Origin of the sequence: Vibrio diabolicus, from assembly GCF_011801455.1 — a bacterium.
GTDB lineage: Bacteria > Pseudomonadota > Gammaproteobacteria > Enterobacterales > Vibrionaceae > Vibrio > Vibrio diabolicus.
In genome coordinates this window covers 13,449-35,605 of record NZ_CP042451.1, presented here as the reverse complement: position 1 = coordinate 35,605, position 22,157 = coordinate 13,449, and the positions used below count along the sequence as shown (strand labels likewise).

Genomic DNA, 22,157 nt, shown 5'->3' with positions numbered 1-22,157 from the left:
ACAACAGTGATAATGTGTGAAGAATAAAACAGCGTGTAATTATACTGCGCCTTTGCCACATTGGAATATGCGTGGGAATGGTCAGATTTGTTACCTCAACCAATATTTGCACCACTCATTCGACAATAAGGAGATAACGAATGAAACCAAGGCTAATTCTCTTGCCTTGGGCCTTTGTCGTCAGTTCTGCTCAGGCTCAACTCGCTGAAACCGCAGGTTTTGGCGGTGAAATTTCGCTGAATGCCGGATTTGTATCATCAGAATCCAACTTCAATACGGAAAATAGTAACACCATCGATTCTCTCGATAAGCGCGCCGATAGTGACAGCTCCGTTATCGCTGCGCCGCTAGGAAGCATTACTTACACTTTTGGTAACCGACTCAATCACCAAGTGTACGCGGGTACCACACGTTCCGATGTCGCGGTTGGTACACTCGCTTTTCAGCTGGGCTATCAACACGAGTTGCCATCCGGCACCGTGCTCGATATTTCCTATCTACCGACCGTGCTCAAAAGCGAAACTTGGCGTAACCCATATCAAGTCGGAATCGCCCGTCAAGAAACGGATGTGGACGGCAATGCCTATCGCTTTCAAATCAAGGGATTGATTGATAAAAACTTCAACCTTGATCTCGCTTATGCTGATAAAGACATTGAGCAAGAAGAAGTAACGGACCGTTCACTCGCTCGCGATGCGAGCCTTTACTACGTTAAAGGTGACTATCGGATTTCACTTAATCAAACATCCATGTTGCAACCGGCGTTTACCTACATTAATCAAAATGCCGACGGTAAGGCGGAATCATTTGATTCGTACGGGTTTGACATCAGTTGGTTTAAATTTATCAACCGCCATCGGTTGGCCCTCACCGCAGGTTATGCATGGAAAGACTATCAAGCCACTAGCCAAACTTTTGCTAAAACACGAAATGACGACACCATCAGCCTATTTGCAGCCTATGAATATCAAAACGTATTTGACTGGCAAAACTGGTCGTTCATCTCTTTAGCTGGCTACAGCCAAACGGACTCAAATATCACGTTCTATGATGAGAAAGAGTACCTGTTGTCTCTTGGTCTCAACTACACCTTCTAACGTCCTTCATCGCAACAAGGCACTTACAACACTTGTTGCGGTGATATTTGCACGTCTCTATACCGCTTGCGCCGTGAGTTGTTTCAGTAAGCGATCCATCGCTCGATACCCAAGCGCCTCGGCTAAGTGCGCTCGTTCAATCTGCTCCGCCCCATCAAGATCTGCTATCGTTCGTGCTACTTTGATAATGCGATGATACGCGCGAATCGAAAGCCCCAAACGATGTAAAGCGGTTTCAAGAAACTCCGCATCACTTTTGTGTAAGGGGCAAAACGCCTCGATTTCTCGACTGCCTAACAGTGCATTTACCTTACCGCTGCGGTTCAACATATTGGTACGCGCATGATTCACACGTTCTTTAACGATAGCGGTCGGCTCACCGCGATCACCACCTTCTGCTAATGTCCCTTTGGGCAAAGCTGGGATTTCTAAAGACATATCAAAGCGATCTAACAGTGGTCCGGATAATCGACCAAGGTAACGCAAAATGGCTTGTGGATTGGTGCGGGCTTGATTGCCTTCGTAATATCCTGTCGGACTTGGGTTCAGTGCACCAACTAATTGGAAGCGAGCCGGAAAACGTGTTTTACCTTGCGCCCGAGAGATAATGATCTCACCAGATTCGAGCGGTTCGCGTAACGAGTCCAGCACCTTTCGGTCAAATTCGGGCATTTCGTCGAGAAACAACAAGCCGTTGTGGGCTAAAGAGATCTCCCCGGGTCTGGGTACCGAGCCACCGCCAACTAATGCAGCCATTGAACTTGAATGATGCGGAGAGCGAAACGGACGCGACTTCCAATTGTGCTCATTAATTTCACTCTGCGTCAGCGACGCCACCGAAGCGGTTTCCATTGCTTCTTCGTCACTCATCTCCGGTAATAAGTCACACAAACGCGAAGCCAACATGGTTTTCCCGGTACCTGGCGGGCCAAGGAAAAGTAAGTTGTGGTTTCCAGCGGCAGCAATCTCCAGTGCACGCTTACCTTGTTGTTGGCCAATAATATCTTGTAAGTCTCGACCATGTTTTTCGACTATTTTGCGCTTAGGCGTTTGAAAAAGATTCAGCCGATGTTGGCCACAAAGCTCGGCACATACTTCCAGTAGAGATTGAGCCGATTTATGTTGTTCTTTCCCCACTAGCGCCGCCTGATCGCCATTTACATGTGGGACCACTAAATGACGTTGAATCTTACTGGCTTCCAGCGCAGCAGGCAGCACACCTTTTACAGGTCTTAGACCACCAGATAGCGCTAACTCGCCAACAAATTCGTAGTTTTTAAGCTTATCTGTCGCGATTTGCTCCGAAGCGGCCAAAATCCCCAATGCGATAGGAAGATCAAAACGCCCTCCCTCTTTGGGCAAATCTGCTGGAGCTAAATTAACGGTGATCCGCTTAGCTGGAAACTGAAAATTAGAATTAATGATCGCGCTACGAACGCGATCTTTGGACTCTTTTACCGTCGTCTCTGGCAGCCCTACCAAGGTAAACCCGGGCATACCATTGCTAATATGAACTTCTACACTAACCGATGGCGCTTGCACCCCGACGCTTGCTCGACTATGAATGATTGCCAGCCCCATACGTTCCTCAATTTATTGAACACTCTGTAAACAAATGTTTTATCTAGTTGGTTATGTTATATACCGCGTCCCAATTGAGAGTTAATGTGAAAAAAGAATGACTTTTTGCTTGTCATGCAGCGGAATTGTGTGATACCACTAATGACGCAAACAATTTCGTAGAACATTACACAACATTTTTTAACGAAAAAAGAACGACAGACAGATGAACCTTTTCGCTCATATCAACGCACTGCTAGCCCTGATTATCGTGGTCATTATTGGCACCGCGCGGGGTATTGTGGGCGAAAGGTAACCACAAATTACAAAAAACCCCCGCACTGAAAAGTCCGGGGGTTTTTTTACAACTACAAGTTGTCATCTGTCTAACCCTCGGACAGTTTAACGGGAAGAATGGGAGTGCACATGAAGTGCAATAAATATGGCAATAGCTACGAGCCACAACGTAGCAAAGGAGGTTTACGATGACTGGTGCACAACTTGTCGTAGCCGCTTTAAGACAGCAAGGCATCGAAACCGTTTTTGGCTACCCTGGCGGGGCCATCATGCCAATCTACGATGCTTTGTATGACGGAGGGGTGGAGCACATCCTATGCCGTCATGAGCAAGGGGCTGCCATGGCCGCCATCGGTATGGCTCGTTCCACTCAAGACGTTGCCGTGTGCATGGCAACTTCCGGCCCAGGGGCCACTAACCTTGTTACCGGCCTTGCCGACGCTTTCCTTGACTCCGTACCTCTAGTTGCCATCACAGGCCAGGTTGCTAGCTCTCATATCGGTACCGATGCATTCCAAGAAATGGATGTGATCGGAATGTCCCTAGCCTGTACTAAGCACAGCTATCTCGTGACCGAAATTGAAGACCTAGCGCCAACGCTAGCCGAAGCGTTTGAAGTGGCCAAAACGGGTCGTCCGGGTCCAGTCATTGTCGATATCGCCAAAGACGTTCAACTGGCTCAAACCCCAACAGATCTACTGCCTCCATACGTAGCGCCTGCAATCGAAGATGTCAGCGCTGAAGACATTAAGCGCGCACAAGATGTACTGGCAGCCTCAACTCGCCCAGTGTTGTATGTTGGTGGTGGCGTGCAACTCGCGAAAGCAACCGATGCAGTACGCGAATTCCTTCGCTTAAACCCAATGCCAGCAGTTAGCACACTAAAAGGCCTCGGTACCATTGAACGCCATGACCCTCACTATCTTGGTATGTTGGGCATGCACGGCACCAAAGCCGCTAACCTAGTGGTTCAAGAAGCCGATCTATTGATCGTGGTTGGCGCGCGCTTTGATGACCGTGTGACGGGTAAGCTCGACACGTTTGCACCAAATGCGAAAGTGATTCACATCGACATTGATGCTGCGGAGATTCATAAACTGCGCCACGCCAACGCACCATTACGTGGCGACATCAACACCATTCTTCCTCAGCTAGAGCTGACTCAAGATATCTCACCGTGGGTTCATCACAGTGAAAGTCTGCGCAGCGGCTTTAAGTGGCGTTACGACCACCCGGGCGAGTTAATCTACGCACCGCTATTGCTTAAACAACTGTCAGACATGATGCCAGACAGCTCAATTGTCTCGACTGATGTAGGTCAGCACCAGATGTGGGCAGCGCAACATATCCAGCCACGCGAACCACAAAATTTCATCACTTCTGCTGGCCTTGGCACCATGGGCTTTGGCTTGCCAGCAGCGATGGGGGCAGCAGTCGCACGTCCTGATGATCAGTCTATCCTTATTACAGGTGACGGTTCATTTATGATGAACGTACAGGAATTGGGCACGCTGAAGCGTCGTCAGATTCCAGTGAAGATTGTCCTTCTTAATAACCAACGTCTTGGCATGGTTCGCCAATGGCAATCGCTGTTTTTCGACGGTCGCCACAGTGAAACCATTCTTGATGACAACCCAGATTTCGTGATGCTAGCAAAAGCGTTCGATATCCCGGGCAAGACCATCACCAAGAAAGAAGAAGTGGAGCCAGCGCTGAAAGAGATGCTAGCGAGTGAAACTTCTTACATGCTTCACGTTTTGATTGATGAAGAAGAAAACGTGTGGCCATTGGTGCCACCTGGCGCCTCAAACAGTGATATGTTGGAAAATACATAGGAGACAATCGCATGGACAGATATTTACTCGACATCAAAGCCGATGACAAACCGGTACTGTTGGAGCGCGTTCTACGTGTGATTCGTCACCGAGGCTTCGTGATCAAACAAGTCGCTGCTACGCAAAACCATGAAAGTAAAGTAGCCAGCGTCGAGATCATCGTCGACAGCGATCGACCAATCTCGTTTTTGATCAATCAAATAGAGAAGTTGTGGGACGTTCGTAAGGTTGAGGTGCTAAAAATCCGCAACGATGAACTGCCAAATCACAACTTACAACAACACGTAAGTGCATAAGGAAGGCAACAAATGGCAACGAAAACTGCAGATTTCATTTGGTTTAATGGTGAGATGGTTCCATGGGCAGAGGCGAACGTGCACGTTCTGACTCACGCAATGCACTATGGTACATCCGTGTTTGAAGGCGTGCGCTGTTACAACACACCAAAAGGCCCAATTGTCTTCCGTCACCGTGAGCATGCACAACGTTTAAAAGATTCCGCCAAGATTTACCGTTTCCCGATCCCTTTTTCTGTAGAAGAAATCATGGAAGCGACCCGCGAAACACTGCGCCAAAACAAACTCGATAGCGCTTACATTCGTCCATTGGGTTTTGTCGGTAATGTTGGTTTGGGCGTGTGCCCACCAGTTGGCACTGAAATGGATCTAATCATTGCGGCATTCCCTTGGGGCTCTTACTTAGGCGAAGAAGCGCTAGAGAAAGGCGTGGATGCGATGATTTCAAGCTGGAACCGCGCGGCACCAAACACCATCCCGACAGCAGCTAAGGCCGGCGGTAACTACCTATCTTCACTACTGGTTGGTGGTGAAGCGCGTCGTCACGGTTACGACGAAGGTATTGCGCTAAGCGTAGATGGTTACCTATCGGAAGGCGCCGGTGAAAACATCTTCGTTATCAAAGATGGCGTAATCACCACACCACCAGCAACTAGCGCGATTCTACCGGGCATCACGCGTGACTCGATCATGACGATTGCACGCGATAAAGGCTACGAAGTGCGTGAAGCGAACATTGCTCGTGAAGCCCTTTACCTTGCCGATGAAGTCTTCATGACAGGTACTGCGGCTGAAATTGTGCCTGTGGCAACCATCGACAAAATTGAAGTGGGCACAGGTAAACGCGGCCCAATCACTAAAGAACTACAAGCAGCCTACTTTGGCCTATTTGACGGCACCACGGAAGATAAGTGGGGCTGGTTAGACTATGTGTACCCAGAACAGAAGTAAGAAGGATTTAAGAAATGCCAAAATATAGATCAGCTACCACCACACATGGTCGTAACATGGCGGGGGCACGCGCGCTGTGGCGTGCAACGGGTGTGAAAGAAGAAGACTTCGGTAAACCAATCATCGCCGTGGTGAACTCGTTTACTCAATTTGTTCCGGGTCACGTACATCTTAAAGACATGGGTCAGCTTGTCGCACGTGAAATCGAAAAAGCCGGCGGCATCGCAAAAGAATTCAACACCATCGCAGTTGATGATGGTATCGCAATGGGTCACGGCGGCATGCTGTACTCACTGCCTTCACGCGAACTTATCGCAGACTCTGTAGAGTACATGGTCAATGCGCACTGTGCCGATGCCATGGTATGTATCTCTAACTGTGACAAAATCACTCCGGGAATGTTGATGGCATCTATGCGTCTTAACATCCCGGTTATCTTTGTTTCTGGTGGCCCAATGGAAGCGGGTAAAACCAAGCTTTCTGATCAGATCATCAAACTAGACCTTGTTGATGCAATGATCCAAGGCGCGGATCCAAAAGTATCTGATGAGCAAAGCGAGCAGATCGAACGCAGCGCATGTCCAACCTGTGGATCGTGTTCAGGCATGTTCACGGCAAACTCGATGAACTGCCTAACAGAAGCACTGGGTCTTTCTCAGCCGGGCAACGGTTCTATGCTGGCGACTCACGCTGATCGTGAACAACTATTCCTTAACGCGGGCAGACGCATTGTTGAACTGACTCGCCGTTACTACGAGCAAGATGACGAATCCGCGTTGCCACGCAACATTGCAACTTATGATGCCTTCGAAAATGCAATGGCACTGGATATCGCCATGGGTGGCTCAACCAACACCATTCTGCACCTACTGGCCGCGGCGCAAGAAGGTGAAGTGGATTTCGATATGGAAGATATCGATCGCCTATCACGTCAAGTACCACACCTATGTAAAGTGGCACCATCTACCCAGAAATATCACATGGAAGACGTACACCGCGCAGGTGGCGTCATGGCGATTCTTGGTGAATTGGATCGTGCTGGTCTACTGCACAATGATGCTCGCACCGTACTGGGTCTTTCAATGAAAGAGCAGTTGGCAAAATACGACATCATCCAAACGGAAGACGAAGAAGTACTTAAGTTCTACCGTGCCGGTCCGGCTGGTATTCGTACCACCCAAGCGTTCTCGCAAGATTGTCGTTGGGATCGCCTTGATGACGACCGTGCAGAAGGTTGTATTCGCGCGAAAGACAACGCCTTCAGCCAAGAAGGTGGCCTAGCCGTTCTATCAGGCAACATCGCATTAGATGGTTGTATCGTTAAGACAGCTGGTGTTGATGAAAGCATTCATAAGTTCACTGGCCCAGCCGTGGTATTTGAAAGCCAAGAAGACGCCGTAGAAGGCATCTTAGGCGGCAAAGTAAAAGCAGGCGACGTGGTTGTTATCCGTTACGAAGGTCCAAAAGGTGGCCCAGGCATGCAAGAAATGCTTTACCCAACCACTTACCTAAAATCGATGGGCCTTGGCAAAGAGTGTGCACTTCTGACTGACGGCCGTTTCTCTGGCGGCACATCAGGACTCTCTATCGGCCATGCTTCTCCTGAAGCCGCTAACGGCGGTGCTATTGGACTGGTGAAACCGGGCGATATGATCGCGATTGATATTCCGAACCGTTCAATTTCACTCGAAGTGTCTGAACAGGAACTTGCAGAGCGCCGTGCAAAACAAGACGAACTTGGCTGGAAACCTGTTGATCGTCAAAGAGAAGTTTCCTTTGCACTTAAAGCGTACGCGAGCATGGCCACCAGTGCTGACAAGGGTGCAGTACGAGACAAGTCGAAGCTAGAGGGCTAGCAATGATGGAATCTCAACCCGAAAAGAAAGTAAATCAAACTGGCGCAGACTATCTGCGCCAAATCCTCCGCGCTCCGGTGTATGAAGTCGCAACAGTAACACCACTGCAAGAAATGCCTCGTTTATCTGCGCGTATTGGTAACAATGTGCAAATCAAGCGCGAAGATCGCCAACCTGTGCACTCATTTAAATTACGCGGTGCGTACAACATGGTGGCAAGCCTAACTGAAGCACAAAAAGCCGCTGGTGTCATCGCAGCATCGGCAGGTAATCACGCTCAAGGCATGGCGCTGTCTGGCACTAAGCTGGGCATCAAAACCACCATCGTGATGCCAAAGACCACGCCGGATATCAAAGTCGACGCCGTACGCAGCTTTGGTGGCAATGTGGTACTACACGGCAGCAACTTTGATGAAGCAAAAGCAGAAGCCGAACGTTTGTCTGAGCAATATGGCTATACTTTTGTGCCCCCCTTTGATCACCCACTGGTGATCGCAGGTCAAGGCACCATCGGTATGGAAATGCTGCAGCAAAATGGTCACCTTGATTACATCTTCGTTCCTGTCGGTGGCGGCGGTTTGGCCGCTGGTGTTGCGGTACTCGTGAAGCAGTTAATGCCAGAAATCAAAGTCATTGCCGTAGAGCCGGAAGACTCATCTTGTCTGAAAGCCGCGCTGGATGCAGGTGAACCTGTCGTACTAGACCAAGTCAGCATGTTTGCCGATGGCGTTGCAGTAAAGCGCATTGGTGAAGAGACTTTCCGTCTGTGCCAGAAGTACATTGATGGCCATATTGCAGTGTCCAGTGATGAAATCTGCGCAGCCGTAAAAGACATCTTTGAAGATACCCGTGCGATTGCTGAACCTTCGGGTGCGCTTGCTCTGGCGGGTTTGAAGAAATTTGCTGAGCAAAACAAATTGCAAGGTAAGAATCTAGGTACAGTATTGTCTGGCGCAAACACCAACTTCCACGGTCTACGTTATGTTTCTGAACGCTGCGAGCTTGGTGAAAAACGTGAAGGTTTATTGGCAGTGACGATCCCTGAGCGTCAAGGTGCTTTCTTTGAGTTCTGTAACCTCATTGGCGGCCGTGCAGTTACGGAGTTTAACTATCGTTATAACGATGACGAACTCGCTAATATCTTTGTCGGTGTTCGTCTGCAAGGTGGTCAAGAAGAGTTGGAAAACATTATTCACGATCTACGTGAGGGTGGCTATCCGGTGGTTGACCTTTCTGACGATGAAATGGCGAAGCTACACGTTCGCTACATGATCGGCGGGAAGCCATCGAAGCAACTCAAAGAGCGACTCTACAGCTTTGAATTTCCAGAGTACCCAGGTGCCTTGCTGAAATTCTTAAGCACTCTTGGCACCCATTGGAATATTAGCTTGTTCAACTACCGTAACCACGGCGCAGACTACGGACGCGTTTTATGTGGTTTCGAGTTAGATGAAGGAGATTTAGCTCAGTTTTCTGCGCATTTACGCGAACTTGGCTATCAATGCAAAGACGAAACAGACAACCCGTCTTACAAGTTCTTCCTGTCATAAAACGCCACATTCCAAACATATCAAATAAAACACCTCGCTATTGCGAGGTGTTTTTTTATGACTGTAACCAATCTTGATGTAGCTGATTAGGCGATCCTAGGTAATCCACCATCCATTGGATCAATTTATGATTATCATCTTTGCGCCAGACCAAGCAACAATGACTGAGCGGCTTATCATCTGGCATGACCTTCTCCACCAGCACACCATCATTGATTAAGGGTGTTGCAATATGACGTGGCATGTAACCCACGCCAACTCCATTTTTCAAACATTCAATTGCACTGTACCAATTGGGCAATAATAATCGGCGCTGTTGCGGATAATGGCCAGTATGGCGTTTTGGCAGCACGTTCGAAGTATCATCAAGACAGATCGCCGGAAATTGACTCACAAACTCTTCAGTAAGTACTTGTTGTCGAACGCAAGGATGAGCGGGTGACATTACAAATGCCCAATCTAATACGCCCATATCTTTGACTTCAAAGTCTCCCCCAACGGGAACCGCAGATGTCGCGCCAACGACTATATCAGCTCGTCCTTGTGCTATAGCCTCCCAAGAACCATTGAAGACCTCCATATTGATCTGCAATTCAGCAAATTCAAACTCGCGATAAAAATCTTCCACCAAAGGTTTTAGCTTCTCCAGTTTCACCACGTTATCTAAGGTCAGTTTTAATGTACTCTTCCATCCCTGAGCGGCTCGGCGTGTTTGTGCTTTCACCTCTTCCATTTGACGCAGCAAAGAGCGCGCCTCAGCCATAAAAAGCTCACCTGCTGGAGTTAACTCCACTTTCCTCGGTAAGCGTCGAAACAGCACCACATCTAAATCTTGCTCGACCTGCCTTACTCCATAACTGATGGCTGAAGGGACTTTATGCAGCACCTCAGCCGCAGCGGTGAAACTGCCTAAACGGGCAACCGTATCCAGCATTTCCAGAGACGCTTTAGAGAACATGATTTAACCTTTCAAAAAATTTGATTGATAACCAACAATTTTAGCGTTTTATTTTCTTAAAATCGAAAAATAGAATAATAAGGTAAATAAATCAGGGTTGGCGCCAACTGATGTTGATTAAAAAATGATTAAATAATTTGACTGGTTGAATCATGAAAATATCAAAACTACAGCTCATTTATCTGGCAGCATTATCGATGCTTGGCTTCGTTGCTACCGATATGTATCTGCCAGCATTCAAAGCGATGGAAATCGACTTTGCAACAGGCCCTGAGCAAATAGCGCTCTCTTTAACAGTATTCCTAGTTGGTATGGCGGTTGGCCAGCTAATGTGGGGATTGGCATCCGATAAATTTGGCCACCGCAATACACTCGCGGCCGGGTTAGTGCTGTTTACTATCGCGTCATTCGGTTTGGCTTTCTGTGACCAAGTATGGCAACTACTGACACTGCGCTTTATCCAAGCTATCGGTGTATGTGCACCAGCCGTGATCTGGCAAGCCATGGTCATTAAACGCTACTCAAGCAGCAGTCAGCAAATTTTCGCAACGATCATGCCGTTAGTCGCGCTATCACCAGCACTAGCACCTCAATTAGGGGTAGTGTTGGCAGATAACTTCGGCTGGCACAGTATCTTTATTACGCTAACACTAGTTGGTGTCTTCTTGGTCTTTGCGACAATGGCCCAAAAAGACGAGAAAGCAGAAATCAAACAAACCAGTATGTCTGCCGACATCAAAGCGCTGCTGAGTTCTAAAAAATACCTTGGCAACGTATTTATGTTTGCGACGGCTTCGGCTGCATTCTTTGCTTACCTAACTGGTATGCCAGAAATCATGGCGCAACTAGGCTATGAAGCAAAAGATATTGGTTTGAGCTTTATCCCACAAACTATCGCGTTTATGGCTGGTGGTTACTTGGGTAAAGTCGGCGTTCGTAAATTTGGTGATGAAAAAGTTCTACGTCAATTGATTGGACTATTTAGTGTCGCGGCAATAATGATATTCATTGCCTCACAATGGGAACTGTCTTCTATCTGGCCAATTCTAGCGCCTTTCTGTTTAATTGCGGTAGCCAATGGTGCGCTATACCCAATCGTAGTAAACCGCGCGTTGGCAAGTGCTAAGCAAAGCCCTGCAACAGCTGCAGGCCTGCAAAACAGCTTACAAATTACTGTGAGTAGTCTATCAAGCGCATTAGTTGCTGCAATGGCAAGCCAAGCTCAAATGGTAACGGGCGTTGCAATCATCATCTGTATGGGTGGTCTTTGGATGGGTTACATCTTATCTAACCGTGAATTGTCTCAGCACTTCACGACTCCAGACAATGCTCGTGTAGTGAGTGAAGACGAACTTTAATTGTTCAGATAATAAAAAAGAGCCGCGTAATGCGGCTCTTTTTGTTTATAAGCTTTTCAACCCCCACTTCTTGGCAGTCAGCTTGAAAAAGCCTTGGGTCTTTTTCAGCTCAACCCAATGGTTGATGTAATTAATCCATACTTGATCGTCTTGCGGCAACAGCATCGCAATTGGTGTCGGTTTACGCGGAGCGGCCACTGGTACTATCGCTAGTTGTTTAAACTTGTCCACCAACGTCGCTGCTTCCACATTGGACGTCACCGATACATCGGCCCTGCGAGCTAGTAATTCTTGGAAGTCGCGCGCTGGCGCTTCAATCACAATGTGTTGAGCCAGCGGGAAAAACTCTTTCACCATTTTTTCTTGCACCGTTCCTAGTGTCGCCGCGACTTTCACATCAGGCGTATTAAAATCTGCCCAATCAGAGAATTTGGCGAGATCTTTCTTTTGCACAACAGGTACAAAGGCAAGGTAGAAATACGGTTGGCTGTATCCAGCGACTTTCGCGCGCGACATATTCAGGGACGCGCTGCCAGTAATATCGTATTTGTTGGCGGTAATGCCATTGACTAGCGTCTTCCAATCCGTGGCTACATACTCTACTTTTACACCGAGATCTTTAGCAAGCTCTGTCGTTACGTCGATATCAAAGCCACGATAACTGTTGGTTGCAGGGTCTTTCATCGTCATCGGATTCCAATCTCCCGTCGTTCCAACACGGAGTACACCACTGTCTAAAATGGATTGAAGACGGCTTTCAGCGTGAGCGACTTGAGTCGAAGCAAGCAAACACATTCCTAGCGCTAGTAAAATCTTTTTCATTTTTATTCCCTTAAAAATAATGACCTTATACGGTTTAATGATTAACCTTTATTAAAGCTCTATTGATAACATAGCAGCAACAATGGAAGTTTTTTAGTTAATTCAGGGAGTAAATGTGACCTTTCGAACTCTATGGCTGATTTCGCTGCTGTTGCTCACAGGTTGCTCAGATTATCAATGGGGCTGGTATGTGCTCGATCCCTCTACGGAGCAAGGACTCACCAATCTGAAGTTTTTAATCGCCGGATTTAGTGACACCATCCAAGTATCACTCCTCAGTATGTTATTTGCGATGACCTTAGGTTTAATCATCGCCCTACCGGCTCTGTCGAACTCCCCCTACTTGAAGTGGATCAACCGCATTTATGTCGAGGTAGTCCGTTCAGTGCCTGTTTTAGTCTTACTACTTTGGGTGTATTACGGCATGCCAACGCTGTTGGATGTCTCACTCAATCACTTTTGGGCGGGTGTTATCGCCCTGACCATTGCTGAGAGTGCGTTTATGGCGGAGGTGTTTCGCGGCGGAATCCAAGCCATCAGTCGTGGCCAGCATGAAGCGGCTGAATCTTTGGGCTTAAGCTATTGGCAAAAGATGCGCTTGGTAATTCTTCCCCAAGCGTTTCGACAAATTCTCCCACCATTGGGCAATCAATTTGTCTACATCCTCAAGATGAGCTCTTTAGTCAGTGTGATTGGTTTAAGCGATCTCACTCGCCGTGCCAATGAGCTAGTGGTAAATGAGTACTTACCCCTAGAGATTTATACCTTCCTCGTTTTGGAGTACTTGTTGCTCATTCTATTCGTATCCCAAGCCGTTCGTTGGCTCGAAAAACGCATCGCCATTCCCAGTTACTAACGATGAAGCCTTTAGCTAGAAACAACAAAGCCGCTCTTGTTGAGCGGCTTTGACAATATAGCGACAGAGTGCAGGTACTGCTTATTTCTGTTTTACAGGGCGTTGCCAGCCATTAATTTTGCGCTCTTTGACACGAGTAATCACTAACTCGCCTTCTTCAACATCTTTTGTCAGCGTCGTGCCTGCACCGATGGTTGCGCCATCAGCGATAGTGACAGGCGCCACCAGTTGACTATCAGAACCAACAAAAACATCATTACCGATGATGGTTTTAAACTTGTTCGCACCATCGTAGTTACAAGTAATCGTACCGGCACCGATGTTCGTACGTTGACCGATTTCAGCATCACCAAGGTAAGTTAGATGGTTCGCTTTTGAGCCTTCTCCGATACGCGCATTTTTCACTTCTACGAAGTTACCCACATGGGAATCGTTACGCATCTCAGCACCAGGACGAAGGCGAGTAAATGGACCAACGGTACATTCTTCACCAACCGTTGCACCTTCAATCACACTGTAAGGGCGAACGATGGTGTTGTCGTCGATTTCGCAATCTTTCAGTACACAGCCAGCACCGATAACCACGTTATCACCGAGTGATACTTTACCTTCAATGATAACATTCACGTCAATTTCACAGTCCATACCGCACTGCAACTCACCACGCAAATCAAAGCGTGCTGGATCGCGTAGCATCACACCTTGCTCTAGTAGCTTCTGAGCTTGCATTGATTGGAAGGCACGCTCTAGACGAGCCAGTTGAGCACGGTCGTTGACCCCTTCCACCTCAATGGCATTGACTGGGTGTACAGCTTCAACGGCGCGACCTTCATCGTGTGCGGCTGCAATAACGTCAGTTAGGTAGTACTCGCCTTGCGCGTTGTTGTTGTTTAAGCCAGACAACCAACGCTTAAGATCCCCACCAGTCGCAACCATCACGCCCGTGTTGATCTCTTTAATTTGTTTTTGTTCTTCCGTTGCGTCTTTTTGCTCAACGATCGCAACAACAGGACCATTTTTACGAATAATACGACCATAACCTGTTGGGTTATCAAGCATCACTGTAAGCAGTGCAATACCACCAGTTGGTTGAGCATCCAACAAGTTCTCGATGGTTTCAGCTGAAATTAATGGCACATCACCATAAAGCACGAGGATTTTCTCATCGTCTTCGAAGCGAGGAGATGCTTGGTCAACTGCATGGCCAGTTCCCAACTGATCCGCTTGCAGCACCCAGTTTACTGGCTCTTCAGCAAGAGTGGTTTGCATTTGATCACCACCGTGACCAAATACTAAGTGAATATTTTGTGCACCAAGACCAGTACATGTATCAATCACATGTTTTGCCATTGGCTTCCCTGCCAAAGTGTGTAGCACTTTAGGCATGTTCGAATGCATACGGGTACCTTTACCCGCAGCAAGAATCACAGCACTGAATTTCATTGATAACCTATTGACGTTTTATGTTAATTGGCCGTTATTTTAAACAGCTCTTTTAAAATAGTTAATGGAGTAAGGTAAATTTCCAACTAAAATTAATCAAAAAGGCGACCATTTGGCCGCCTTTTGTCATGCAACGTTGCTAATTGAGCTTAGCGACGCTTTTTTGTCAGCTCGATAACTCGTAGCTGAGCAATGGCTTTAGCCAGTTCACTGGCCGCTTGTGCGAAGTCCATGTCACCATGCTGATTCTGGATTTGCTCCTCAGCGCGGCGCTTGGCTTCTTCTGCCTTCGCTGCGTCTAGCTCTTCACCACGGATAGCGGTATCAGCCAGTACAGTCGCTGTACCAGGCTGAATCTCTACCATACCACCAGAAACATAAATGATTTCTTCGTGGCCGTGCTGTTTCACAATACGCACCATACCAGGCTTGATAGCGGTCAGCAGCGGTGTGTGACCATGGAAAATACCAAGTTCACCTTCGCTACCGGTCACCTGAAACGTTTCAACACGACCAGAGAAGATTTTCTTCTCAGCGCTTACTACGTCTAGGTGAAAGGTTATTGCTGCCATATCGCCTCCTAGTTAGCCTTATAGCTTCTTCGCATTCTCAATAGCATCGTCGATGCTACCGCAGTACATGAATGCCTGCTCAGGAATGTCGTCGTATTCACCAGCTAGTAGACCTTTAAAGCCACGTAGAGTCTCTTTTAGAGGTACGTAAATACCAGGGTCACCTGTAAATACTTCTGCTACGTGGTAAGGCTGAGTTAGGAAACGCTCAATCTTACGTGCACGAGATACAACTTGCTTATCTTCTTCAGATAGCTCGTCCATACCTAGGATAGCAATGATGTCTTTCAGCTCTTTGTAGCGCTGAAGTGTCTGCTGAACGCCACGAGCAACTTCGTAGTGATCTTGACCAACTACTAGTGGATCAAGCATACGAGATGTTGAATCTAGTGGATCGATCGCAGGGTATAGACCCATTGCAGCGATGTTACGGTTAAGTACAACCGTTGCATCCAAGTGCGCGAACGTTGTCGCTGGAGACGGGTCAGTCAAGTCATCCGCAGGTACGTATACCGCCTGTACAGACGTGATAGAACCTGATTTCGTTGACGTGATACGCTCCTGAAGTACACCCATCTCTTCTGCAAGAGTTGGCTGGTAACCTACCGCAGAAGGCATACGACCTAGCAGTGCCGATACCTCTGTACCTGCAAGTGTGTAACGGTAGATGTTATCAATGAACAGTAGTACGTCACGACCTTCGTCACGGAAACGTTCTGCCATTGTTAGACCAGTCAGTGCAACACGTAGACGGTTACCTGGTGGCTCGTTCATCTGACCGTAAACCATTGCTACTTTAGATTCTTCAGGCTTCTCAACGTTTACAACGCCCGCTTCCTGCATCTCGTAGTAGAAATCGTTACCTTCACGAGTACGCTCACCAACACCCGCAAATACGGATAGACCTGAGTGCTGTAGTGCGATGTTGTTGATAAGTTCCATCATGTTAACGGTCTTACCTACACCAGCACCACCGAATAGACCGATTTTACCACCCTTAGCGAATGGACAAATTAGGTCGATTACTTTAACGCCCGTTTCTAGAAGTGCGATCTCGTTTGATTGTTCTTCGTAGCTTGGTGCGCTGCGGTGGATAGAGTAAACCTCTTCCGCGCCCACTTCACCACGCTCATCAATCGCGTCACCTAGGACGTTCATGATACGACCTAGAGTTTTAGTACCGACTGGTACTGAAATTGGAGCGCCAGTGTTAACCACTTCAACTCCACGACGTAAACCATCAGAGCTACCCATTACGATACAACGAACTACGCCACCGCCTAGCTGTTGTTGAACTTCAAGAACTAGACGCTCTTTTGAGTCCGTTACGTTTAGAGCGTCATATACACTAGGTACATTGCTCTGTGGGAACTCTACGTCGACTACCGCACCGATGATCTGTACGATCTTACCTGTAGCCATCGTTAATCCTCTAAACTATTTCGTTTTACCTAAGCTTAAACCGCAGCTGCACCACCAACGATTTCCGATAGTTCTTGTGTGATCGCAGCCTGACGGGCTTTGTTGTACACAAGTTCCAAATCGTCAATCAAGTTGGTTGCGTTATCCGTTGCAGCCTTCATCGCAATCATTCGAGCCGCTTGTTCACAAGCAAGGTTCTCAACCACACCTTGGTATACCTGAGACTCTACGTAACGCACTAGTAGCGTATCCAGTAGAGGTTTTGGCTCAGGCTCATAGATGTAGTCCCATGAGTGCTCACGCTGCATCTCTTCGCTGTCCGATTTAGGCAAAGGTAGCAATTGATCGATCGTTGGTTGCTGAACCATAGTATTTACAAACTTGTTGAATACTACGTATAGACGGTCCAGTTCACCTTCATCGTATTTCTTCAGCATTACGCCAACAGAACCGATTAGGTCTTCTAAGCTTGGGTTATCACCCAGGCCAGAAACCTGTGCCGCAACTTTTGCGCCACCATGTTTAAAGAAAGCTGTTGCTTTTGAGCCAACAACGGCAAGCTCAATCTCAGCACCTTTCTCTCTCCATGCTTGCATGTCTGTAACGGCTTTTTTGAACACGTTAATGTTCAAACCACCACACAGACCACGGTCTGTCGAAACGATGATGTAACCAACACGTTTAGCTTCACGCTCTTCTAGGTACGGATGACGGTACTCTAGGTTTGCGTTAGCCACATGACCGATCACTTTACGCATTGTTTCAGCGTATGGACGAGAAGCTTCCATTGCATCTTGAGAACGACGCATTTTTGAAGCTGCTACCATTTCCATCGCTTTCGTAATTTTCTGCGTGCTTTTAACACTACCGATTTTATTACGTATCTCTTTTGCGCCGGCCATCGTTACTCTCCGTTAGTTGGTGGCAGAAACTGCCACCGACCTAATTACCAAGTTTGGGTTGCTTTGAAGTCGTCAGTCAGTTTCTTCAACTGAGCTTCGATTTCATCGTTGTAAGCGCCAGACTTGTCGATCTCAGCTGCTAGTTCAGCGTATTGACCGCGAGCGTACGATAGTAGAGCCGCCTCGAAATCTAGAACTTTGTTAAGTTCTACATCATCAAGGTAACCGCGCTCTGCCGCGAAGATAGTTAGAGCTTGGTCAAATACAGACATTGGAGCGTACTGCTTCTGCTTCATTAGTTCTGTTACTTTTTGACCATGGTCTAGCTGTTTCTTCGTTGCTTCATCAAGGTCAGAAGAGAACTGAGCAAATGCAGCTAGTTCGCGGTACGCAGCTAGTGCTGTACGGATACCACCTGATAGTTTCTTGATGATTTTCGTCTGAGCTGAACCACCTACACGAGATACTGAGATACCTGGGTCAACAGCTGGACGAACACCGGCGTTGAATAGCTCAGTTTGTAGGAAGATCTGACCATCGGTAATCGAGATTACGTTAGTCGGTACGAATGCTGAAACGTCACCTGCTTGAGTTTCGATGATAGGAAGAGCAGTCAATGAACCAGTCTTACCTTTCACTTCACCGTTAGTGAAACGCTCTACGTACTCTTCGTTTACACGAGCTGCACGCTCTAGTAGACGCGAGTGTAAGTAGAATACGTCACCTGGGAATGCCTCACGGCCTGGTGGACGTTTAAGTAGTAGAGAGATCTGACGGTAAGCTACCGCTTGCTTAGATAGGTCATCGTAAACAATCAGTGCGTCTTCACCGCGATCGCGGAAGTATTCACCCATCGCACAACCTGCGTATGGCGCTAGGTATTGCAGCGCTGCAGATTCAGAAGCTGATGCAACTACAACGATAGTGTTTTGTAGTGCGCCGTGCTCTTCTAGTTTGCGAACTACGTTAGCGATAGTCGATGCTTTCTGACCAATTGCTACGTAGATAGAGAAAATACCAGAGTCTTTCTGGTTGATGATCGCATCGATCGCCAGTGCTGTTTTACCAATCTGACGGTCACCGATAATAAGCTCACGCTGACCACGACCGATTGGGATCATTGAGTCAACTGACTTATAACCAGTTTGCACAGGTTGGTCTACCGATTTACGGTCGATTACACCTGGTGCGATCACTTCTACAGGCGAAGTCATTTTCGCTTCGATTGGACCTTTACCATCGATAGGCTCACCCAGCGTGTTTACTACGCGGCCTAGTAGTTCTGGACCAACTGGCACTTCAAGAATGCGGCCAGTACCTGTAACTTTCATGCCTTCCTTAAGGTCAGCATATGGGCCCATTACAACCGCACCAACCGAGTCACGCTCAAGGTTAAGTGCCAGTGCATAACGGCCACCCGGTAATTCAATCATTTCACCTTGCATCACGTCCGCTAGGCCGTGGATGCGGATGATACCATCGCTTACCGATACGATAGTACCCTCGTTGCGAGCTTCACTAACAACTTCGAAAGATTCGATACGTTGTTTGATTAGATCGCTAATTTCCGTGGAATTAAGTTGCATGCTCCAATCCCCATTAAGACTGCAATGCATCGCTCAGGCGGTTCAAACGACCACGCGCTGAGTCATCGATGACTAGGTCTCCGGCTCGAATAATAACCCCACCAAGTAGGGTCTCATCTACACTGCAATTCAGCTTCACTTTGCGTTCAAGACGCTTTTCAAGTTTGCTGCCAATGTTTGCAAGTTGCTCATCAGAAAGTTCTGTTGCTGAAATGACTTCAACATCGATTTCTTTCTCATGCTCTTTCTTCAGAGTGTAAAACTCTGTGCAAACATCAGGAAGGGCCGCTAAACGACCATTCTCAGCCATCACCTTCAAAAGGTTTTGACCGTGCGTATCAACTTGTTCGCCGCAAACTGCAACAAAAATCTCTGCCATTTTATCAGCAGAAACCGAACCGGTTAGAAGTTCGTTCATTTGTTCGTTTTTGGCCACTTCAGCAGCAAAAGATAACATTTGGCCCCATTGGTCCAACTGGTCTTTCTCTAAAGCAAAGTCGAAGGCTGCTTTAGCATAGGGGCGTGCGATAGTAGTCAAATCAGACATATGCGCCCCCAGACTTAAAGTTTTGCAGTAATGTTGTCGAGAATATCTTTTTGCGCATCTTTATCGATAGAACGCTCAAGGATTTTCTCAGCACCAGCTACAGCCAGAGTAGCAACTTGTTTGCGCAGGTCATCGCGCGCACGATTGCGTTCAGCTTCAAGTTCTGCTTCTGCTTGCGCTAGGATTTTCTGGCGTTCTGCCTGAGCTTCCTCGCGAGCTTCATCAAGAATTTGAGACTTGCGCTTGTTCGCTTGTTCGATGATCTCAGTTGCTGTGCGCTTCGCTTCTTTCAATTGATCAGAAGCGTTGGCTTGTGCTAGATCCAAGTCTTTCGCAGCACGTTCTGCTGCTTGAAGGCCATCAGCAATTTTCTTCTGACGCTCTTCGATCGCTTTCATCAATGGTGGCCATACATACTTCATGCAGAACCACACAAATAGTGCAAACGAGATTGCTTGACCTAGCAGAGTTGCGTTTATGTTCACAACAGCTACCCCTCTATTTGGACTTAGTGTTAATCAGTGACAAGCGCTAATCGCTCGTCCCGAGTTAAAGGTGATTAACCTAGTTGACCAACGAATGGGTTTGCGAAAGTGAATAGTAGCGCGATTACGATACCGATCATTGGAACCGCATCAAGTAGACCCGCGATGATGAACATCTTAACTTGTAGCATAGGAGCCATTTCTGGTTGACGTGCAGCACCTTCTAGGAATTTACCACCTAGCAGTGCGAAACCAATCGCTGTACCAAGAGAAGCAAGACCGACGATAATACCTACGGCGATTGCAGAAAAGCTCAGTAAAGTTTCCATTACTATCTCCAATTTATAGTTGTTGGCTTAGTGCCCAAATAAAAAGCTTTAAAAAAATTAATGATCAGGATCTTCGTGTGCCATTGACAGGTAAACAATTGTCAACATCATGAATACGAAGGCTTGAATCGTAATAACCAAGATATGGAAGATTGCCCACGGTAGTGAACCCATCCATTGTAAGTACCATGGTAGCATTGCCGCACAAAGAATGAATACAACCTCACCCGCGAACATGTTACCGAATAGACGCATACCAAGTGATAGAGGTTTCGCCAGTAGCGATACCACTTCAATCAGTAGGTTAAACGGAATCATAAGTGGGTGATTGAATGGATGTAGTGCAAGTTCTTTTGCGAATCCACCTAGACCTTTCACTTTGATGCTGTAGTAAATCATCAATGCAAAAACGCCTAGAGCCATAGCCATGGTGATATTCACATCAGCAGACGGTACAACCTTAAGGTAAGGGATACCTAGCCAATGTTCTGCTGGGTACGGTAAGAAGTCGATAGGAACTAAGTCCATCACGTTCATCAAAAATACCCAACAAAAGATAGTCAGTGCTAAAGGCGCGATCAGTGGGTTGCGTCCATGGAACGTGTCTTTGACGTTATCGGCGACAAATTCAACGATCATTTCTACAGCACACTGAAGCTTACCCGGTACACCCGCTGTTGTTCTCTTCGCTACTTTGTAAAAAATTCCGAGGAAGATTAAACCAGTAAACCAAGAAAAAAACAGGCTATCGATATGTACGTTCCAGAAACTTGTCTCCGACCCTACTAAACCCAACTTATACAGCGATAGGTTAGAAAGGTGGTGGGCAATGTAACCGGACGATGTTAGCGCTTCACCTGGCGCAGCCATAACTCATCCTATTTTTTGTTGTTAATGAATAGCACTGGTGCACAGATATTAATACCTAGTACCAGCAAATAGGTTAGTTTGAGGGGAACAAGTTCCACCTGCATATACATGTAGGCAACATAGAACAGTGCAACCGTGATGAGAATTTTCAGTACTTCACCCGTATAGAAGGAAGCCGCGATGCGCTTGGCAGCGCGAGCCCCACTAAACATGAAAGCACACAGCGCGAATACTGCATTGGCAACAACAAAAATGCCTCCGCCAATCAGCGCTGAAAATCCCCAGTCAGGATTTATGGCTACCGCCATTCCTGCTGCCACAAAAATAACCGCGCCAGACTGGATCATTAACAATTGCCTTGCGAGCTCTCGTCCTGGTCTAGCTAACGCAGCTACCATGTATTCGTACCTCTAGTAATATCCACTTCGCACTAAACTCTCTGTGCTGGGAAATTGGCGAAAATTATACGTTCAGTTCAACGTAAAGCAATTCGATTGCATCAAAAACTTACAGTTTTGTTTACAAAACGACAACTTTCGCACAAAATTCGATTAATTAGATTAAT

21 protein-coding genes are annotated in these 22,157 nt (G+C 47.2%); 8 read left to right on the top strand and 13 right to left on the bottom strand.

Annotated elements, in window-relative coordinates:
- Positions 1 to 140 precede the first annotated feature (140 nt).
- Complete coding sequence (locus tag FR741_RS00175; RefSeq protein WP_167426112.1) at positions 141 to 1,097, top strand: DUF2860 domain-containing protein; 957 nt, start codon at positions 141 to 143, stop codon at positions 1,095 to 1,097.
- 57 nt (positions 1,098 to 1,154) lie between these two features.
- On the opposite strand, the gene FR741_RS00170 is transcribed toward FR741_RS00175, so the two are convergent.
- Complete coding sequence (locus FR741_RS00170) at positions 1,155 to 2,678, bottom strand: YifB family Mg chelatase-like AAA ATPase (protein WP_006742918.1); 1,524 nt, start codon at positions 2,676 to 2,678, stop codon at positions 1,155 to 1,157.
- A gap of 464 nt (positions 2,679 to 3,142) precedes the next feature.
- Between FR741_RS00170 and ilvG the strand changes: the two genes are divergently transcribed.
- Genes ilvG through ilvA form a run of 5 tightly spaced genes read left to right on the top strand, consistent with a single transcriptional unit; the run spans position 3,143 to position 9,442 of the window.
- Positions 3,143 to 4,789, top strand: coding sequence for an acetolactate synthase 2 catalytic subunit (gene ilvG, locus FR741_RS00165; RefSeq protein ID WP_005394061.1), 1,647 nt, complete (start codon positions 3,143 to 3,145; stop codon positions 4,787 to 4,789).
- Between the two features lie 11 nt (positions 4,790 to 4,800).
- Positions 4,801 to 5,085 (top strand): acetolactate synthase 2 small subunit, encoded by a 285-nt coding sequence (gene ilvM, locus FR741_RS00160; RefSeq protein WP_005378958.1) that lies wholly within the window; start codon positions 4,801 to 4,803, stop codon positions 5,083 to 5,085.
- A 12-nt stretch (positions 5,086 to 5,097) separates the two neighbouring features.
- Positions 5,098 to 6,036 carry a branched-chain-amino-acid transaminase gene (gene ilvE / locus FR741_RS00155; RefSeq protein ID WP_005378953.1) on the top strand — a complete coding sequence of 313 codons (939 nt, stop codon included), beginning with the start codon at positions 5,098 to 5,100 and terminating at the stop codon, positions 6,034 to 6,036.
- Positions 6,037 to 6,050: 14 nt separating this feature from the next.
- The gene (gene ilvD, locus FR741_RS00150) at positions 6,051 to 7,892 is read left to right on the top strand and encodes a dihydroxy-acid dehydratase (protein ID WP_048625601.1); all 1,842 of its coding nucleotides are present in this window, start codon (positions 6,051 to 6,053) and stop codon (positions 7,890 to 7,892) included.
- Between the two features lie 2 nt (positions 7,893 to 7,894).
- Complete coding sequence (gene ilvA, locus FR741_RS00145; protein ID WP_134648225.1) at positions 7,895 to 9,442, top strand: threonine ammonia-lyase, biosynthetic; 1,548 nt, start codon at positions 7,895 to 7,897, stop codon at positions 9,440 to 9,442.
- A gap of 55 nt (positions 9,443 to 9,497) precedes the next feature.
- On the opposite strand, the gene punR is transcribed toward ilvA, so the two are convergent.
- Positions 9,498 to 10,400, bottom strand: coding sequence for a DNA-binding transcriptional activator PunR (gene punR, locus FR741_RS00140; RefSeq protein ID WP_005394068.1), 903 nt, complete (start codon positions 10,398 to 10,400; stop codon positions 9,498 to 9,500).
- A 152-nt stretch (positions 10,401 to 10,552) separates the two neighbouring features.
- On the opposite strand from punR, the gene punC reads away from it, so the two are divergent.
- Complete coding sequence (gene punC / locus FR741_RS00135; protein ID WP_031780373.1) at positions 10,553 to 11,758, top strand: purine nucleoside transporter PunC; 1,206 nt, start codon at positions 10,553 to 10,555, stop codon at positions 11,756 to 11,758.
- 45 nt (positions 11,759 to 11,803) lie between these two features.
- On the opposite strand, the gene FR741_RS00130 is transcribed toward punC, so the two are convergent.
- Positions 11,804 to 12,580, bottom strand: coding sequence for a transporter substrate-binding domain-containing protein (locus FR741_RS00130; protein WP_167426111.1), 777 nt, complete (start codon positions 12,578 to 12,580; stop codon positions 11,804 to 11,806).
- Positions 12,581 to 12,695: 115 nt separating this feature from the next.
- On the opposite strand from FR741_RS00130, the gene FR741_RS00125 reads away from it, so the two are divergent.
- On the top strand, positions 12,696 to 13,436 hold the full coding sequence (locus FR741_RS00125) for an amino acid ABC transporter permease (protein WP_031780374.1): 741 nt from the start codon (positions 12,696 to 12,698) through the stop codon (positions 13,434 to 13,436).
- Between the two features lie 81 nt (positions 13,437 to 13,517).
- Here the strand turns inward: FR741_RS00125 and glmU are convergent, their stop codons facing one another.
- The 10 genes from glmU to FR741_RS00075 all read right to left on the bottom strand — a co-directional run bounded on the left by glmU (position 13,518) and on the right by FR741_RS00075 (position 21,990).
- Positions 13,518 to 14,879: a bifunctional UDP-N-acetylglucosamine diphosphorylase/glucosamine-1-phosphate N-acetyltransferase GlmU gene (gene glmU / locus FR741_RS00120; RefSeq protein WP_005394079.1), complete on the bottom strand. Its 1,362-nt coding sequence runs from the start codon at positions 14,877 to 14,879 to the stop codon at positions 13,518 to 13,520.
- Between the two features lie 149 nt (positions 14,880 to 15,028).
- Positions 15,029 to 15,451, bottom strand: coding sequence for a F0F1 ATP synthase subunit epsilon (locus tag FR741_RS00115; RefSeq protein ID WP_005378937.1), 423 nt, complete (start codon positions 15,449 to 15,451; stop codon positions 15,029 to 15,031).
- 18 nt (positions 15,452 to 15,469) lie between these two features.
- Positions 15,470 to 16,873 carry a F0F1 ATP synthase subunit beta gene (gene atpD, locus FR741_RS00110; protein WP_005383849.1) on the bottom strand — a complete coding sequence of 468 codons (1,404 nt, stop codon included), beginning with the start codon at positions 16,871 to 16,873 and terminating at the stop codon, positions 15,470 to 15,472.
- Between the two features lie 35 nt (positions 16,874 to 16,908).
- A complete protein-coding gene (gene atpG / locus FR741_RS00105; protein ID WP_005394082.1) occupies positions 16,909 to 17,775 on the bottom strand; it encodes a F0F1 ATP synthase subunit gamma in 867 nt (288 codons plus the stop codon).
- A gap of 44 nt (positions 17,776 to 17,819) precedes the next feature.
- Entirely contained in the window at positions 17,820 to 19,361 is a 1,542-nt protein-coding gene (atpA, locus tag FR741_RS00100; protein ID WP_005394084.1) for a F0F1 ATP synthase subunit alpha, read from the bottom strand.
- Between the two features lie 13 nt (positions 19,362 to 19,374).
- A complete protein-coding gene (gene atpH / locus FR741_RS00095) occupies positions 19,375 to 19,908 on the bottom strand; it encodes a F0F1 ATP synthase subunit delta (RefSeq protein WP_005394085.1) in 534 nt (177 codons plus the stop codon).
- Between the two features lie 14 nt (positions 19,909 to 19,922).
- The gene (gene atpF, locus FR741_RS00090; RefSeq protein ID WP_031780375.1) at positions 19,923 to 20,393 is read right to left on the bottom strand and encodes a F0F1 ATP synthase subunit B; all 471 of its coding nucleotides are present in this window, start codon (positions 20,391 to 20,393) and stop codon (positions 19,923 to 19,925) included.
- A 74-nt stretch (positions 20,394 to 20,467) separates the two neighbouring features.
- The gene (gene atpE, locus FR741_RS00085) at positions 20,468 to 20,722 is read right to left on the bottom strand and encodes a F0F1 ATP synthase subunit C (RefSeq protein ID WP_002540812.1); all 255 of its coding nucleotides are present in this window, start codon (positions 20,720 to 20,722) and stop codon (positions 20,468 to 20,470) included.
- A gap of 57 nt (positions 20,723 to 20,779) precedes the next feature.
- Positions 20,780 to 21,592: a F0F1 ATP synthase subunit A gene (gene atpB, locus FR741_RS00080; RefSeq protein WP_005378922.1), complete on the bottom strand. Its 813-nt coding sequence runs from the start codon at positions 21,590 to 21,592 to the stop codon at positions 20,780 to 20,782.
- Between the two features lie 8 nt (positions 21,593 to 21,600).
- Positions 21,601 to 21,990 carry a F0F1 ATP synthase subunit I gene (locus FR741_RS00075; protein WP_005378921.1) on the bottom strand — a complete coding sequence of 130 codons (390 nt, stop codon included), beginning with the start codon at positions 21,988 to 21,990 and terminating at the stop codon, positions 21,601 to 21,603.
- Between the last annotated feature and the right edge of the window lie 167 nt (positions 21,991 to 22,157).

Excerpts from the sequence above, each read along its gene's own strand:
- FR741_RS00130 (WP_167426111.1), bottom strand. The coding sequence starts at position 12,580 with ATGAAAAAGATTTTACTAGCGCTAGGAATGTGTTTGCTTGCTTCGACT.
- FR741_RS00175 (WP_167426112.1), top strand. The coding sequence starts at position 141 with ATGAAACCAAGGCTAATTCTCTTGCCTTGGGCCTTTGTCGTCAGTTCT.
- punR (WP_005394068.1), bottom strand. The coding sequence starts at position 10,400 with ATGTTCTCTAAAGCGTCTCTGGAAATGCTGGATACGGTTGCCCGTTTA.
- atpB (WP_005378922.1), bottom strand. The coding sequence starts at position 21,592 with ATGGCTGCGCCAGGTGAAGCGCTAACATCGTCCGGTTACATTGCCCAC.
- atpE (WP_002540812.1), bottom strand. The coding sequence starts at position 20,722 with ATGGAAACTTTACTGAGCTTTTCTGCAATCGCCGTAGGTATTATCGTC.
- punC (WP_031780373.1), top strand. The coding sequence starts at position 10,553 with ATGAAAATATCAAAACTACAGCTCATTTATCTGGCAGCATTATCGATG.
- FR741_RS00115 (WP_005378937.1), bottom strand. The coding sequence starts at position 15,451 with ATGGCAGCAATAACCTTTCACCTAGACGTAGTAAGCGCTGAGAAGAAA.
- ilvD (WP_048625601.1), top strand. The coding sequence starts at position 6,051 with ATGCCAAAATATAGATCAGCTACCACCACACATGGTCGTAACATGGCG.
- glmU (WP_005394079.1), bottom strand. The coding sequence starts at position 14,879 with ATGAAATTCAGTGCTGTGATTCTTGCTGCGGGTAAAGGTACCCGTATG.
- atpH (WP_005394085.1), bottom strand. The coding sequence starts at position 19,908 with ATGTCTGATTTGACTACTATCGCACGCCCCTATGCTAAAGCAGCCTTC.
- atpA (WP_005394084.1), bottom strand. The coding sequence starts at position 19,361 with ATGCAACTTAATTCCACGGAAATTAGCGATCTAATCAAACAACGTATC.
- ilvM (WP_005378958.1), top strand. The coding sequence starts at position 4,801 with ATGGACAGATATTTACTCGACATCAAAGCCGATGACAAACCGGTACTG.
- ilvA (WP_134648225.1), top strand. The coding sequence starts at position 7,895 with ATGATGGAATCTCAACCCGAAAAGAAAGTAAATCAAACTGGCGCAGAC.
- ilvG (WP_005394061.1), top strand. The coding sequence starts at position 3,143 with ATGACTGGTGCACAACTTGTCGTAGCCGCTTTAAGACAGCAAGGCATC.
- FR741_RS00075 (WP_005378921.1), bottom strand. The coding sequence starts at position 21,990 with ATGGTAGCTGCGTTAGCTAGACCAGGACGAGAGCTCGCAAGGCAATTG.
- ilvE (WP_005378953.1), top strand. The coding sequence starts at position 5,098 with ATGGCAACGAAAACTGCAGATTTCATTTGGTTTAATGGTGAGATGGTT.
- FR741_RS00170 (WP_006742918.1), bottom strand. The coding sequence starts at position 2,678 with ATGGGGCTGGCAATCATTCATAGTCGAGCAAGCGTCGGGGTGCAAGCG.
- atpD (WP_005383849.1), bottom strand. The coding sequence starts at position 16,873 with ATGGCTACAGGTAAGATCGTACAGATCATCGGTGCGGTAGTCGACGTA.
- atpG (WP_005394082.1), bottom strand. The coding sequence starts at position 17,775 with ATGGCCGGCGCAAAAGAGATACGTAATAAAATCGGTAGTGTTAAAAGC.